The following is a 16846-nucleotide window of genomic DNA, read 5'->3' as shown; positions in this document are numbered from 1 at the left end:
TATATAAAGTTAAAGAATTTTAGAGACTAAAAGGAGATATTATACTATGTTTAGAGTTAAACAATTAGAAGTTGAAGGCTGCTGCTTAATAACACCAACTGTCTTCATGGAAAGTACATGTGATTTGATTAAAGTTTTTAATGATACTCAATTCAATATATATGGATTAAGCACAGAATTCAAAGAAGAATACTATGCTATAGCAAAGCCCGGAGTAGTAAGAGGGATGCATTTTCAATTGCCTCCAGAAGGGCATGATAAGCTGATAACTTGCATATCAGGAGAAATACAGGATGTAGTGATAGATTTAAGAAAAGAATCTAAAACTTACGGTAGATACACATCAGTTAATTTAAATGAAGATAATAGAAATTTAATATATATACCAAGCGGATGTGCACATGGATATTATATAAAGGGAAGTAAAGATGCGTTAGTTTATTATAAGGTTACAAAGCCATTTGTAAGAGAATTAAGAAGTGGAGTACACTGGGATTCGTTAGATATTCCTTGGGAATTTGACAAGGAAGAAGTTGAAGTTGAAAGGGAAGATAAAGCCTGGCCAAAGTTTGAAGAGTTTGAAACACCGTTTTAATAAATTGCAAAGCAATTTTTTAGTGAAGAGTGAAAAGTGAAGAGTGAAAAGTTTAGGATGTTTTGATATACAAAACTTAAAATATATTGGTGAAAAGCACCTTTTATTCAAAAATCCTGTAAGGATTTTCTCCTTCACTATTCATTTTTCACTATTTTGCTTTACAAAACAATATATTTGTAATTAACTTCCTTTTGTCTCATTATCTATATAGTGATAAAATTTATATTACAAAGAACCTAATTGAAGGAGGACTTTAATGTTTGATTTTGAGTATCACCTAAAGAATTTGCCAGAAAAGCCTGGTGTTTATATAATGAAAAATTCTCTTGGCGAAATTATTTATGTAGGAAAAGCTAAAATACTAAAAAATAGGGTTAGGAGTTATTTTCAAAATTCTAAAAACCACTCTGAAAAAGTAAAAGTAATGGTGAAAAATATTTCAGAGTTTGAGTATATAGTTACGGATTCTGAAATGGAAGCCTTAATTTTAGAGTGTAACTTAATAAAAAAGCATAGTCCAAGATATAACATAGCTTTAAAGGATGATAAGTTTTATCCGTTTATAAAGATAACAACAAATGATGACTATCCAAGAGTGTTTGTAACTAGAAAATATGCCAAGGATGGAGCAAAGTATTTTGGACCATATACAAATGGAACAGCAGTTTATGAAACAATAACATTAATTAATAAAATTTTTCCAATAAGAACTTGTAAATTAATAATAAATGAAGATGGACAGAAAGTAAGACCTTGTTTAAATTACCATATTAAAAAATGTGTAGCTCCTTGTGCAGGATATATAACAAAAGAAAGATATGGTGAAATGATTAATGAGATTATGGATATACTTAATGGTAAAGATAAAACAATAAAAAATTCTTTAAAGAAGAGTATGGAAGAAGCTTCTATGAATCTTGAATTTGAAAAAGCTGCTAGATATAGAGATAAGCTTTTAGCAATTGATGCAATAGTAGAAAAACAAAAGATATTTAAGACTATGGAGGGAGATGAAGATTTTATAAATATATATCAAGATGAAAAGGATAGTTGTATTCAAATATTCTTTTCACGTGATGGAAAAGTGACAGGACGTGAACATTTTATTTTTGAAAATACAGCAGATGACAAGGTTGGTGAAGTCTTAGAAGACTTTATAACGTCTTTTTATGGTGGAACAGCAAAAATTCCGAAAACAATATATCTGCCAGATATAGAGGATTCAGAACTTATAGAGGAATTTTTAACAATAAAAAGAGGAGCTAAGTCATGGGTTAAAGTACCTCAAAAGGGTCAAAAAAAGGATATGCTTGAGATGGTGAAAAATAATGCGAAAATAACATTAGAGCAATTTAAAGATAAATTCCTTAAAGAAAAAGAAATTAATAGGATAACATTAGAAGAATTAAGAGATTTATTAGACTTAGATGAAGCTCCATTTAGAATTGAATCATATGATATTTCAAATATACAAGGAGTAGATTCAGTTGGAACAATGGTTGTTTTTGAAGAAGGAAGATCAAAAAATAGTGATTATAGAAGATTTAAAATTAAATCAGTAAAAGGTGCTAATGACTATGATAGTATGAGAGAAATATTAGAAAGAAGATTTTCTCATGGACTTGATGAAATAAAGAGAATTCAAGAAAGAAATTTAAATTTTTCAAGCGGTAAATTTTCTAATTTCCCAGACTTAATAATGATGGATGGAGGTAAGGGCCAAGTTAACATAGCATTAGAGGTGTTAGATAAATTAAATATAAGTATTCCAGTTTGTGGATTAGTAAAAGATGATAAACACCAAACTAGGGGAATTATATATAATAATAAGGAGCTTATAATAAATAGAAGTTCAAATCTAATGCAGATGATTAGAAGAATACAAGATGAGGTTCATAGATTTGCTATTACATATCATAGAACATTAAGAGATAAACGAACTTTACACTCTATATTAGAAGATATACCTAATATAGGAGAGAAAAGAAGGAGAAATCTTTTAATGAAGTTTGGAAGTGTTGAAAATATTAAAAATGCAATGCTAGATGAATTACTAGAAACACCTAGTATTGATAAAAAAGCAGCTCAAAGTATAAGGGATTACTTTAGCATAAAGGAAAAGTAGTAACAAAATGGTTACAAATTAAGTAATATATATAAATATGCTTCTGATGGGTTGTTTATTCAAGATTTTTAATTTATACTATGTAAAGATATTACTACGTATATAAGGAGTTAGGTATGAATCAATATAAAGAGTTTAAGAACTTATTCGAAGAATTTTACAAAAGCGAAAATATTATTCTTGATGCAGAAATGAAAGACTATGTTCATTTTAGAGTAGGTGGGCCAGCAGACATCCTTTTGATTCCAGAAGATAAAGATCAAGTGCTAAGAACAATAAAAATTTGTAAAGAAAAGAACATACCTTTCTACGTAGTTGGAAATGGATCTAACTTATTAGTAAAAGATGGCGGAGTAAGAGGCGTTGTTATTAAGTTAAAGAATGTAAATGGCATAAAGGTTTATGAAGATATAGTAGAAGCAGAATGTGGAGCTATGTTAAAAGATGTATCTAATGCAGCCTTAAAAAATTCCTTAACTGGATTTGAGTTTGCATGCGGTATTCCTGGAACTGTAGGGGGAGCCGTGTTTATGAATGCAGGTGCGTATAATGGTGAAATTTCTAATGTAATAGATAGTGCGGAAGTTATTGATAGCGATGGGCAACTAATAAGACTATCAAAAGATGATTTAGAGTTAGGATATAGATCATCGATTGTTATGAAGAAAAATTATATTGTTTTATCATCAAAATTTAAGTTACAAGTTGGGGATGTAAATAAAATTAAGGATACAGTTGATGATTTAACTTGTAAAAGAGAGTCAAAACAACCTTTAGAATATCCTTCAGCAGGAAGTACATTTAAAAGACCAGAAGGGTATTTCGCAGGAAAATTAATACAAGATGCAGGTTTAAAAGGATATAGCCTAGGTGGAGCGGCAGTTTCTGAAAAGCATTCAGGATTTGTTATAAATAAAAATAATGCTACAGCTAAAGATATTTTAGATTTAATAGAATATATTCAAAGTGAAGTTAAAAGACAATTTAATGTTGATTTACATCCAGAAGTTAGAATAATAGGTGAAGATTAAATCAATTGATAATTAACAATTTATGAGGAAATTCAGTCATAGCTGAATTTCCTTTTTTTATTTTAAATTGCGAAGCAATTTATTCAGTTCACAGTGCACAATTCGCAGTTCACAGCTTTGGGGAGGGAACAGATATTAGATTTTTTAAGAGAAATAATGAATAAATATATAAGTAAAAGCTTAATGTGCTTCTAAATAAAGTTTACTCTATGTCAATTGAACTTAGTACAAAAGCCTATCTACTGAAGTTTACCTAAAGTAAATATTTCTTAATTTTCAATACTTGTTACCTGTTACCTACAAAATGAAAACAACTGTGAACTGTGCCTTGTGAACTGTGCACTAGAAAATTGCTTTGCAAAATAAATAATTGTTGAAATAAAGTTATAAAGTCTTATTGACAATTATTAAGTGGTATAATATACTATATTTAGAGTTAAAAAATATTTTATAAAGGAGAAGTTTATGAGAAGGTTTTATATTAAAGAAAGATTATTGGCTATTGGAGCTAAATTTGATGTGCTAGATGAAAATGACAATGTAGTATTTATAGCAGAAGCGGATAAGTTTGATATAGGGAAAAATATTAGTATTTATGATTCTAATAGAAATAAAGTACTATATATGAGACAACAAATAAGATTAGGTGCACATAAGTATATAGCTTATGATTATAACATGAGGGAAATTGCAACAATTAAGAAAGAATTTATGATTCCAGAATATAATATAACTGGGGCTTTAGGAATAATGAGTATGGAATCAAATAGCATGCTTGGAAGACATTATGTAATAAAGAAAGATGGTATAGAGATAGGAAAGATAGATAAGGAATTAACTTTTGGCCGTGATAGATACTCCTTAGAAGTTTTAGATGAAAGTTATACAAATTTTTTTATAGGATTACTTGTAATGATAGATATGGTAAGATTTCACAATAATAATTAATTACTAATATAAAGGCTTAATAGCTAATTCTCATTATGCTATAATAATTATATAAATATAATTCTAATAAAAGGAAATAATTAATAATATATTTTATAAGTTTATAAAAAGGAAGGTAGAAATAATGGTTCACGAAATAGATTATGAAATCTTAGGAAAAGAAATGCAATATGTAGAAATTGAATTAGATCCAAGAGAAACTGTAGTTGCTGAAGCTGGAGCAATGATGATGATGGATAACAGTATAACGATGGAGACTATTTTCGGAGATGGAAGTGAAAAATCACAAGGAGGATTTTTAGGTAAACTTGGAGGAGCAGCAAAAAGAGTTATTACAGGTGAAAGTTTATTTATGACAGCTTTTACTAATTCGGGAGTTATGAAACAAAAGGTAGCTTTTGCAGCACCTTATCCAGGAAAAATAATACCTATAGATTTAAGAAACTTAGGTGGAAGATTAATTTGTCAGAAGGATTCTTTTTTATGTTGTGCAAAGGGAATAAGTGTAGGTATAGCATTTACTAAAAAGCTTGGAGCAGGATTTTTTGGTGGAGAAGGTTTTATATTACAGAAGTTAGAAGGTGACGGTTTAGCTTTTATTCATGCAGGAGGAACTATTATAAAAAGAACATTGATGCCAGGGGAAACAATAAAGCTTGATACAGGATGTTTAGTTGCAATGACTCAAAATGTAAATTATGACATACAGTTTGTAGGTGGATTTAAAAATGCTGTATTTGGTGGCGAAGGGTTATTTTTTGCTACATTAACAGGCCCAGGAGATGTTTGGATTCAAAGCTTACCATTTAGTAAACTAGCATCTAGGGTTTACTCAGCAGCCCCACAAAATATGGGAAAGCAAGTTGATCAAGGAAGTGTTCTTGGAACTATAGGAAATTTATTTGAAAGATAAACTTTAAAGTATAGAATCCTTGTTATAAAAAATATATAATTATATCAATAAATAACAAGGGGGCATTAGAAACAACATGGAATGTAAAGTGAGAGAAGAAGTTAAAAAGTTAGAAAAGTATGTAGCAGGAAAACCGATAGATGAGGTTAAGAGGGAATTTGAAATAGATAAGGTTGTTAAACTTGCATCTAATGAAAATCCACTAGGGACTTCAAATAAAGTTAAAAAATTAATGTTTGAGTTGGTAAATGAAATGAATATGTACCCAGATTCAGCTTCATATGATTTTAAAAAAGCTTTAAGTGATAAACTTAAAATAAATAGAGATATGATATTTTGTGGTGCTGGATCAGATTCATTAATAAATGTAATATGTGAAGTATTTCTAGATAAGGATGACGAAAGTATTATGCCAGAAATTACTTTCCCAAGGTATGATAGTAATACTGTACTTATGGGGGCAAAACCAATAAGAATTTCATTAAAAAATAACCGACTAGATTTAGAAATGATGATAAACGCAATAACAGATAAAACAAAAATAATATGGTTTTGTAACCCTAATAACCCTACAGGAGATATATTTACGGCAGATGAACTAAATAAAGTATTATGTAAAATACCTAAAAATATAGTTATAGTAATGGATGAAGCTTATTATGAATATGTTACTTCAGAAGATTATCCAAACTCATTAGAATTATTAAAATCATATCCAAATATGATAATACTAAGAACATTCTCAAAGGCTTATGGCCTAGCTGCGTTAAGATTTGGATATGGTATTGCTAGTGAAGAAATAGTAGATTATATGAATAGAGTTATAAATGCTTTTGATGTTAATTTATTTGCTCAAAAAGCAGCTGTTGCTGCATTAGAGGATGAAGATTTTATAAATAAGGTTAAATTGTTTAATAAAAAACAAAGAGAATACCTAGAAAAACAATTTAGTGAAATGGAATTAAATTATATAAAGTCTCAAGCAAATTTCATAATGGTTAATGTTAAAGGTGACGATAAACCAATACATGAATATTTACTAAGACATGGATATATAATAAGACCAGGATATCTATTAGGTATGCCTAGTTGGATAAGAGTAACTATAGGCACACAAGAACAAAATATTGAGTTTTGCAAATTGTTAAATAATGCTATAGAAGAACGAGATAAAAAATAGTTAGAAATAGAGAAGAGTATAAGCTTTTCTCTATTTTTACTTTGTACCCCAAATATAAATGATAGTGAAAGATTTATTAAAGTTATAAAAATGGCTTTAATATGATATAATTTAATTAAATAATCTTCGAATTAGAGGGAGGCAGAATCATGAGATTTATAATAGTTACAGGACTATCAGGAGCAGGGAAAACAGAAGCAACAAGAAGCCTTGAAGATATGGGATATTTTTGTGTAGATAACCTTCCACCAAAATTAATACCAAAATTTGCAGAAGCATGTGTTCAAAGTCAAGGCAAAATAGATAAAGTTGCATTAGTAATAGATATAAGAGGAGGAATTTTCTTTGATGATTTATTTGAAAGCTTAAACTACTTGAAAAAGCAAGATTTTAAGTATGAAATATTGTTTTTAGATGCATCAGATGAAATTTTAGTTAAGAGATTTAAAGAATCAAGAAGAAGTCATCCATTAGCTCCAGGAAGCAGAGTTATTACTGGAATTAATGAAGAAAGAAATAGATTAAGAGAAGTTAAAGATAGAGCAGATATAATAATAGATACATCAAAATATGCAATCAGAGATCTAAGAGAAGAAATGAATAAAAATTATGGTGATATGAAGCAACCAGAAAAACAATTATCTATAACAGTTTTAAGTTTTGGATTTAAATATGGAATTCCAGTTGATTCAGATTTAGTGTTTGATGTTAGATTTATTCCAAATCCATTCTATATACCAGAGCTTAAGCCATTTTCAGGAAGTGATGAGCCTGTTAGGAAATATGTACTTGATCAAGAAGAAACTAAAGGTTTCGTAAAAAGAGCAGATGATATGTTAGATTTTCTTATACCTAACTATAAAAAAGAAGGGAAAAGACAACTTATAATATCAGTAGGATGTACTGGAGGAAGACATAGATCAGTAGCAATAGCTAATGAAATATATAAAAAGTTATTAGAAAGAAACTATAATGCTTCTGTTGAACATAGAGATATTGTAGAGGATGTACATCAAGGAGCTAAAAAACTATGAGTATTAAAGATTGGCTAAAACCAGGTGTTAGAATTAAAAGATGGCTTTTCTTTGGAATTTTTGGAATCTTATTAATTGCTTTTGGATTCACTGAACTTGCAGTGCGAAGAGTATATGATTTTTATTACAAAATATTTTATATATTTTTAAATATTACAGGAATATTTGTAATTTATATATCTATTGTAGAGGGCATGAAATCAATAATAGCATTGACAAACAAGGGATATATACATTTATCTTTAGATAGTAGAAAGATGGAAAATCTTATATATGAAAAAAGATTATTGGTAAAAGGACCGAAAATAGTAGTAGTAGGTGGAGGAACAGGATTATCTACCATGTTAAGAGGACTAAAATATTACACATCTAATATAACAGCAATTGTTACAGTTGCTGATGATGGAGGAGGCTCTGGGGCTTTAAGAGAGGATTTAGGAATGCTTCCACCTGGGGATATACGAAACTGCATATTAGCTCTTGCAGATACTGAACCATTGATGGAGGAACTACTTCAATACAGGTTTCCAGATGGAAGACTTAAGAATCAAAACTTTGGTAATTTATTTTTAGCAGCTATGGATGGAGTAAGTGATAATTTTGAAGATGCAGTTCAAAAAATGAGTTCAGTTTTAGCAGTAACAGGTAAAGTACTACCAGTTACATTGGAGGATATGAAACTTATTGCTGAACTTGAAAATGGAAATAAGGTAGAAGGTGAATCTCAAATTCCCGAAGAAGTATTGAAACAAAATTCAAGAGTTAAAAAACTTATGATAGAGCCTAAAGATGCTAAACCTTTAGAAGATGCCATAAAGGCAATAGAAGAAGCTGATGCTATAGTATTAGGACCAGGAAGTCTTTATACAAGTATAGTTCCTAATTTACTAGTAAAAGACATTGCAGAAAGTATAAGGAAAAGTGATGCAATAAAGATATATATATCTAATATTATGACCCAACCTGGAGAAACTCATGGATTTAAAGTTTCTGACCATATAAAAATATTAAAAAAATATGGTGGTAGAGGCATTGTGGATTATGTAGTTGCAAATAGAGGAGATATTCCTGAGGATATTAAAGAAAAATATTCATTGGATGGTTCTGAATTAGTAGAATTAGATATAAAAGAAGTAAGGGGATTAGGTGTAGATGTTGTTGAAGCGTCTCTTGCAAAGATCCAAAAGGGATATGTTAAACATGATTCAGAATATTTAGCAGAAGTTTTAGTAGATACTATAATGGAGAAAAAGCTATTATATGATAGAAAGAAAATCATAGAATATATGTATGTATCACAAAGGATAAAAGAAAGAGATAAAAAGAATAAAATTAATAGTAAAAAGAACTAAGATGATTAAAAAATCCTCTTAGTTCTTTTTATAATGTTATAAAAAATGCAATATAATTGAGTTATATGGAAAAATATATAATTATTTGCTAAAATATTCTATATAATTAGAAGTAGTAATTTATAAAAATAAAATAGTATAGAGGATTGTGTGGTATGGATATATTAATGATATTTATTGAAATGATGCTAGTAGTACTTTTGTATAATACCTTATTTAATAAAAGTAATAATAAAAACTTATTTAGATACTCAGCTGTAATAGCTATATGTAGTATATTATTTTATAACTTTAAAAGTATAAATGGAATATTGATTTATTTAATACTATTGTTATTTGAAATTTTTGCAATAGCATTTATAGATAAGAAGGATAATAATCTTGTATTAATAGAAATAGTAATTTGTGTTGTAGTAACCTTTATACTTCAAAATATATCAGTTACAATTGTATATTTAATAACTAGAAAAACAAAAGAATTAGTTTTTTTACATATGGGATTGTTTGTTGTTAGTATAGTCTCAATTATGATTTTTTCAAAAAGTTATATTAAGAAAAAAAGCTTGGATTTTGAGGATGATATAAGGGACAACCTATTAATATCAAATATATTTTTAAATATATTTATGTTTTTCATGATATTAAAGGTTATTTATGATAGCGGTAAATTTTCGAATTTAATAGTTATAGAAATAATTTTACTTATATTTATTAATATATTTTTAAATGTTAGTTTTTATAGAACCTTACATAAAAATATATTAAAGGATAAGAGTATAGAAGTTAAAAACGCTTACAATCCATTATTAGACGATATAATAGAAAATATAAGAGCAAATGAGCATGAATATAAAAATCATATGAATATGCTGTATTCAATAATATTTGTAGCAAAGGATATTCCAGAACTTAAAGAAAGAGCAAGCAAATATCTTGGTGAATTAGATCATAAAAATATATTGAATTCTATATTAGAAATAGAAAGTACAATAGTAAAATCTATTTTATATAGTAAGCTAGTTGAATGTGAGCAGTTTGGAATAAAACTTAATTATTCTATAAATAGCAATATAGAGGACTCTTGTTTAGATGATTCTGAAATAACTATAATATTAAGTAATTTATTAAATAATGCAATTGAAGCTACTAAAAATTCGGATAAGAAAGAAATTAATATAAAAATTTATAAATATGAAAGAATTTTAATAGAGGTTTCAAATAATATTGAACCAGAGAAAATAAGTAATTTTGATGTAGAAGATTTCTTTAAAAAAGGTTTTTCAAGTAAAGGAAAAGGAAGAGGTTATGGTTTATATAATGTTAGAAAAATAGTTAAAAAATATAAAGGTGATATAAGAATAAAAGTAGAAGGAGAAAATTTAGCTATAGTATTGTCTATATAAAACATAAATTAATATTTTTTATAATATATATTTAAATTAAATAAGTTAAGAATATATAGTGAATGTATTATATATATGTTTCAATTAAAACTATATATAATTATGATGTTATAATATTAAAAGTTAATAGTTTTATTTTAGTGTAGAATATTTATTAAAACTTATATAACAAATTAAACGACTATAATTTACATATAAATTTTTGTTATATTTATGATATAATTACATGATAAGAATAGATAATAAGGAGAAATAGGCCATATGTCATTTTCATCAAAGGTAAAAGGAGAAATTTGCAGATATTCTGAATTAACGAAAGAAGATGCATTAGCTGAAATATCAGCAATAATGAAAGTAAGTGGGACAATATCCTTTAGTGGATTAGGGTTAGCATTTAGGATTACCACTGAAAATCCAGCATCTGCAAGGCATATATTTAGTTTGCTTAAAGAGCACTTTAACATACATTCAAAGTTAATGGTTAAAAAAAGTAACTCATTAAAGAAAAACAATATATATATGGTACTTATAGAAGAGTCTATGGGGGTAAGAGATCTTTTAAGAGAAACTGGTATACTTACAGAAATAGAAGGGGTATTAACTTTAGATTATAGAATAGATGAGAATATGGTTAAAACAGAAGAGTTAAAAAGAGCATATATAAGAGGAGCTTTTATAGGTGGTGGTAGCATAAGTAATCCAGAAAAAACTTATCATCTAGAATTTGTTACTCATAGCGAAGATTATGCTAAAGACTTATCAGTTTTAATAAATACTTTTGGACTAAATTCAAAAGTAATACAAAGAAAAAATAGCCATATTATTTATTTAAAAGAAGGTGAACAGATTTCAAATCTTTTAGGAATAATAGGAGCGCATACCTCATTACTGGAGTTAGAAAATATAAGAATAATGAAGGAAATGAGAAATAATGTAAATAGGCTTGTAAATTGCGAAACAGCTAATTTAAGTAAAACAGTTAATGCAGCAGTAAGGCAAGTTGAAAGCATAAAATTAATACAAAGAGAAATAGGTCTTCAAAGGTTACCTAAAAATTTAAGAGAAATAGCAGAACTTCGACTAAGCTATCCAGACGAATCATTAAAGGAGCTAGGAGAAATGCTAGATCCTCCAGTAGGAAAATCTGGTGTCAATCATAGATTAAGAAAAATTGAAAAAATAGCAGAGGAAGTTAGATCAGGAACCTATTAGTACAGTTAACAGTTCATAGTTAATTGTCAATTGAAAGGAGGATGTTTTATATGAGTAAAAAATTTACACATCTACATCTCCACACAGAATATAGTTTACTTGATGGTTCAGGAAAAGTTAGTAAAATAATTAATAAAGCTAAAGAGCTAGGTATGGACAGTATTGCTATTACAGATCATGGAGTTATGTATGGGTGCGTTGCCTTTTATAAAGAGGCAGTTGAGCAAGGAATTAAGCCAATACTTGGTTGTGAAATATATGTAGCAGCAAAGTCAATGGACATTAAAATAAATGATAAGGAAAATAGTACTCATCACTTAGTTTTATTAGTAAAAAATGAAGAAGGATATAAAAATCTTATGGAAATTGTCTCACAAGCATCCATAAGAGGCTTTTATTATAAACCAAGAGTTGATCATGATTTCTTAAGAGCCCACAGTAATGGACTTATTGCATTAAGTGCTTGCTTAGGTGGAGAGGTGCAAGCTTGGCATCTTAAAGATAATTATGAAAAAGCTAAAGAAATAGCACTTCTATATAAGGATATTTTTAAAGATGGTTTTTACTTAGAGATACAAAATCATGGTATGGATGAACAAAGAAAGGTTACAGAAGCAAATATTAAATTATCAAAAGAAACAGCAATTCCTTTAGTAGCAACTAATGATGTTCATTATATAAATCAAAGTGATTCAGAGTCACACGATGTACTTATGTGTATTCAAACTGCCAAAACTATCGATGATCCAAATAGACGAAGATATCCTTCAGATCAATTTTATTTGAAATCCTCAGATGAAATGTGGGATATGTTTTCATATATTCCAGAGGCTTTAGAAAATACAACTAAAATCGCAGAAGAATGTAATTTTGATTATGAATTCCATGTATCAAAGCTTCCTAAGTTTCCAGTTCCAGAAGGCTTTGAGCCATATGAATATTTAAAGAATATTTGTTATTCTGGTTTAATTGAAAGATATGAAGTTTTTAAAGAAGTTGTTGGTAAATCACTAAATGTGAAAGAAGTTGTGGATTATTACAAGGAAAATGAAGAAGCCTGTGAATATATTGAGAGATTAGAGTATGAACTATCAGTAATAAAACAAATGGGATATGTAGATTATTTCCTAATTACCTGGGATTTTATAAGGTTTTCTAATGAAAGAGGAATCCCAACAGGGCCTGGACGTGGATCGGCAGCAGGTTCAATAGTAGCATATACGTTAGGAATAACCAAAATAGATCCAATAAAATATAATTTAATTTTTGAAAGATTTTTGAATCCTGAAAGAGTAAGCATGCCAGATATAGATTCAGACTTTTGTTACGAAAGAAGACAAGAAGTTATTGATTACGTTGTTGAGAAGTATGGAATAGACAATGTTTCACAAATAATAACCTTTGGAACTATGGCACCAAGGGCATGTATAAGGGATGTTGGAAGAGCTATGAATTATTCTTATGCAGAGGTAGATAGAATTGCTAAAATGATTCCTACTATGCTTGGAATAACCATAGATAAAGCTCTAGATATAAACCCAGAGCTTAAAGCAGCATATAATAATGAAGAAAGAGTAAAAGCTTTAATAGATGTAAGTAAGAGTTTAGAAGGATTACCTAGACATTCATCAACTCATGCAGCTGGAGTAGTTATATCATCTAAGCCTTTAGTTGAATATGTTCCACTTCAAAAAAACGAAGATTCTATAGTAGCACAATTTGATATGACCACTTTAGAAGAATTAGGTCTTTTAAAAATGGATTTTTTAGGTCTAAGGACCTTAACAGTAATAAACGATGCAGTTAAAATGATAAAAAAAAATAGGGATATAGAGTTAGACTTAAATAAGATAAACTTTGAGGATAAGGAAGTTTATAAAATGTTTGGAGATGGAAAGACAGCGGGTATTTTCCAATTTGAATCTCCGGGTATGACATCATTTATGAAGGAACTAAAGCCAGACTCATTAGAAGATATTATAGCAGGTAATTCTTTATATAGACCAGGTCCGATGGCTGAAATTCCTAAATATATAGAAGGAAAGCAAAATCCAGATAAAGTGAAATATATTACCCCAGAGCTTGAAGATATATTAGACGTTACTTATGGTGTTATAGTATATCAAGAACAAGTTATGCAAATAGTTATGAAACTAGCTGGATACTCATTAGGAAGAAGTGACCTTGTTAGAAGAGCTATGTCTAAGAAAAAGCATAAAGTTATGGAAGAGGAAAGAAGGAATTTTATTTACGGTATTGTAAATGAAGATGGAACTATAGAGGTTCCAGGTTGTTTAAGAAATGGCATTTCTGAAGAAGCTGCAAATAAAATTTTTGATCAGATGATGGAATTTGCCTCCTATGCTTTTAATAAGTCCCATGCAGCAGCATATGCTGTAATAAGTTATCAAACGGCATATTTAATGAAATATTATCCTGTAGAAACCATAGCAGCAATGCTTAATTCTGTTATGGGAATAAGTGAAAAAGTAGCATATTACATAAATTTTGCAGAGGGTTTAGGAATACAAGTATTATCACCAGATATAAATAAAAGTTATTCTAAATTTACTGTTGAAGGTGATAAAATTATATTTGGATTGGCAGCAATAAAAAATGTTGGTTATAATGTTGTAGAAAATATTGTAGCAGCCAGAAATAAAAAAGGTGATTTTGAATCATTAATGGATTTTATAAACAAAATAGATTTGTCATCTATAAATAAAAGAGCAATAGAAAGCCTAATAAAATCAGGAGCACTTGATTGCTTTGAAGTTTTTAGATCTAAGCTCTTAGCTGTATATGAAAAATTAATGGATGGAGTCAGCAATGAAAAGAAGAGAAATATAGATGGACAAATGAGTTTATTTGGATTAGAGGAAGAAATTGAAGTGCCTGAGATTAATTATCCAAATATTAAGGAATTTGCAAAGAAAAATCTTTTAGCAATGGAAAAGGAAATGACAGGATTATATCTTTCAGGTCATCCTTTAGATGAATATGCAGATAGCTTGAAAGCTCAAACTAGTACTGATATAGAAAAAATTTATAAGTCATATGAATTAATAAAAGAAAATTATAATGCAAGTGATCTACCAGAGGATATGATAACAGATGAAGAAAGAGTAATACTTGGAGGTATAATAGCAGAAGCTAATCAAAAAATAACAAGGAATAATACTATGATGGCATTTTTAAAAATGGAAGATTTAACAGGAGTTATAGAAGTTATAGTATTTCCTAAGACTTTAGATAAAGTTAGAGAATTTATTAAAGAAGATAGTTTAGTTGTTATAAAGGGAAGAGTAAATATAAAGGAAGATGAACAGCCAAAGCTTATATGCGAAAGTATAGAACCTTTGGAGAAAATAAACACAGCCAAAGTTTATATTAGAGTAAATAATCTTGATGAAGGTAGAGAATTAATGAAAGAATTAAAAAGAATGCCTCCAGAATATAAAGGTGACACTACTGTATTTATTTTTACTGTTAATGACAGAAAAAATTATAGAGCGCCAAAGGATATATGGATAAACTTGGAGTCTGAAGCAATAATTTATTTTAAGGAAATTGTTGGTGAAGAAAATGTTAAAATTATAGAGTAAACTATTGAAAAGGAAGCTTGAATAAAATCATCTTCCTTTTTCAAATTATTTTTCTAAATTTTACTAAAGCACAATATTCCTTATATCTTTAATAAATTTGAAAAACAAAGAAATTATAATTAAAAAATAAGAAAAAATTATTATATAGTCTATAAATTATATTTATTTAGGTTATAATATAAATAAGAAAGTATAAAAAAGTCGATAAAAATCAAAATATTGCATTTATTTTAGTTGCATAAACTTTAAGTAGCAAGTAAAATAAATAAGGTAGTAAAAAGTAGTAAAGAAATTAGATTAATTTGTGCAATAATTAAAATTATTATAGTAATAAAAAAATGGATAATTCCACAGAGAGTGGGACAACCTTTGTCCCGGTGGTGTTAAGGAGGAAACAGCATGAAAAAAATAGCTATTTTAACTAGTGGTGGAGATGCTCCAGGAATGAATGCAGCAATAAGAGCTGTTGTAAGAACTGCTTTATATCATGGAATAGAAGTAATGGGAGTTCAAAGAGGATATAGTGGTTTAATCAATGGAGAATTATTTACTATGGATAGATCTTCAGTATCAGATATTATCCATAGAGGAGGAACTATCTTAAGAACTGCTAGATGTAAAGAATTTAAAAAAGAAGAAGTAAGAATTAAAGCTACTAAAATACTAAAAGCATATGGAGTAGACGCTTTAGTAGTAATTGGTGGAGATGGGTCATTTACAGGAGCTAAGCTTTTATCAAAATTAGGTGTTAAGACTGTAGGTTTACCAGGAACAATAGATAATGATTTATCTTATACTGATTTCACAATAGGATTTGATACTGCATTAAATACAGTAATAGATGCTATAGATAAAATTAGAGATACATCAACTTCTCATGAAAGAGTATCAATAGTTGAAGTTATGGGAAGAGATTGTGGAGATATAGCTTTATATGCAGGTATTGCAGGTGGAGCAGAATATATAATAACTCCAGAAAAGGGATTCTCAAAAGAAGAACTTTGTAAAGTTATATTAGAAGGAAAACAAAAAGGAAAAATACACAATTTAGTTTTATTAGCTGAAGGTGTAGGTGGAGCTCAAGAATTAGCTAAGTATGTTGAAGAAGTTACAGGAATTGAAACAAGAGCAACAGTACTTGGACATATTCAAAGAGGTGGTAGTCCAACAGTAACTGATAGAGTGTTAGCATCTAAAATGGGAGCTAAGGCTGTTGAAGTTCTTTTAGAAGGAAAAACTTCAAGAGTTATAGGAATAAAAAATAATGAGATAATCGATCAAGATATAGATGAAGCATTAGCAATAGATAGAACATTTGATGAAAAATTATATAAAATAGCAAACGAAATTTCATCTTAGGACATAAATTTTTGATTTATTACTCAATAAAATAAATATTTTTAAAGCCAACAATAAAATTATATACGTAAATTAAAGGAGTGTTG

The 16846-nt window shown here is 28.4% G+C and carries 12 protein-coding genes; all 12 read left to right on the top strand.

Annotation, left to right across the window (positions count from 1 at the left end; translation table 11 throughout):
• Positions 1-46: 46 nt before the first annotated feature.
• The 12 genes from rfbC (at position 47) to pfkA (ending at position 16760) form a co-directional block, all read left to right on the top strand.
• Positions 47-595: a dTDP-4-dehydrorhamnose 3,5-epimerase gene (rfbC, locus tag AAT22_RS16935; protein ID WP_052954003.1), complete on the top strand. Its 549-nt coding sequence runs from the start codon at positions 47-49 to the stop codon at positions 593-595.
• Between the two features lie 259 nt (positions 596-854).
• Positions 855-2723: an excinuclease ABC subunit UvrC gene (gene uvrC, locus AAT22_RS16930; protein WP_047002113.1), complete on the top strand. Its 1869-nt coding sequence runs from the start codon at positions 855-857 to the stop codon at positions 2721-2723.
• A gap of 116 nt (positions 2724-2839) precedes the next feature.
• Positions 2840-3754, top strand: coding sequence for a UDP-N-acetylmuramate dehydrogenase (murB, locus tag AAT22_RS16925; protein WP_047002112.1), 915 nt, complete (start codon positions 2840-2842; stop codon positions 3752-3754).
• Between the two features lie 426 nt (positions 3755-4180).
• On the top strand, positions 4181-4702 hold the full coding sequence (locus tag AAT22_RS16920) for an LURP-one-related family protein (protein WP_347457213.1): 522 nt from the start codon (positions 4181-4183) through the stop codon (positions 4700-4702).
• Positions 4703-4826: 124 nt separating this feature from the next.
• Entirely contained in the window at positions 4827-5615 is a 789-nt protein-coding gene (locus AAT22_RS16915; RefSeq protein ID WP_016207481.1) for a TIGR00266 family protein, read from the top strand.
• A gap of 76 nt (positions 5616-5691) precedes the next feature.
• Positions 5692-6795: a histidinol-phosphate transaminase gene (gene hisC, locus AAT22_RS16910; protein ID WP_047002110.1), complete on the top strand. Its 1104-nt coding sequence runs from the start codon at positions 5692-5694 to the stop codon at positions 6793-6795.
• A 149-nt stretch (positions 6796-6944) separates the two neighbouring features.
• The gene (rapZ, locus tag AAT22_RS16905) at positions 6945-7829 is read left to right on the top strand and encodes an RNase adapter RapZ (protein WP_047002109.1); all 885 of its coding nucleotides are present in this window, start codon (positions 6945-6947) and stop codon (positions 7827-7829) included.
• Entirely contained in the window at positions 7826-9181 is a 1356-nt protein-coding gene (locus AAT22_RS16900) for a gluconeogenesis factor YvcK family protein (protein ID WP_047002108.1), read from the top strand. Before rapZ ends, AAT22_RS16900 begins: the two co-directional genes overlap by 4 nt.
• Positions 9182-9336: 155 nt before the next feature.
• Positions 9337-10584 carry a GHKL domain-containing protein gene (locus AAT22_RS16895; protein ID WP_047002107.1) on the top strand — a complete coding sequence of 416 codons (1248 nt, stop codon included), beginning with the start codon at positions 9337-9339 and terminating at the stop codon, positions 10582-10584.
• A gap of 261 nt (positions 10585-10845) precedes the next feature.
• The gene (whiA, locus tag AAT22_RS16890) at positions 10846-11796 is read left to right on the top strand and encodes a DNA-binding protein WhiA (RefSeq protein ID WP_016207476.1); all 951 of its coding nucleotides are present in this window, start codon (positions 10846-10848) and stop codon (positions 11794-11796) included.
• A 50-nt stretch (positions 11797-11846) separates the two neighbouring features.
• Entirely contained in the window at positions 11847-15401 is a 3555-nt protein-coding gene (locus AAT22_RS16885) for a DNA polymerase III subunit alpha (protein WP_047002106.1), read from the top strand.
• Between the two features lie 399 nt (positions 15402-15800).
• A complete protein-coding gene (gene pfkA, locus AAT22_RS16880; protein ID WP_047002105.1) occupies positions 15801-16760 on the top strand; it encodes a 6-phosphofructokinase in 960 nt (319 codons plus the stop codon).
• The last annotated feature ends 86 nt before the right edge of the window (positions 16761-16846 follow it).

The sequence above is a fragment of the Clostridium sp. C8 genome, from assembly GCF_001010885.1.
Taxonomy (GTDB): Bacteria; Bacillota; Clostridia; order Clostridiales; family Clostridiaceae; genus Clostridium; species Clostridium sartagoforme.
Note: the sequence above shows the minus strand (reverse complement) of the source record. Positions and strands in the feature narration are given on the sequence as shown.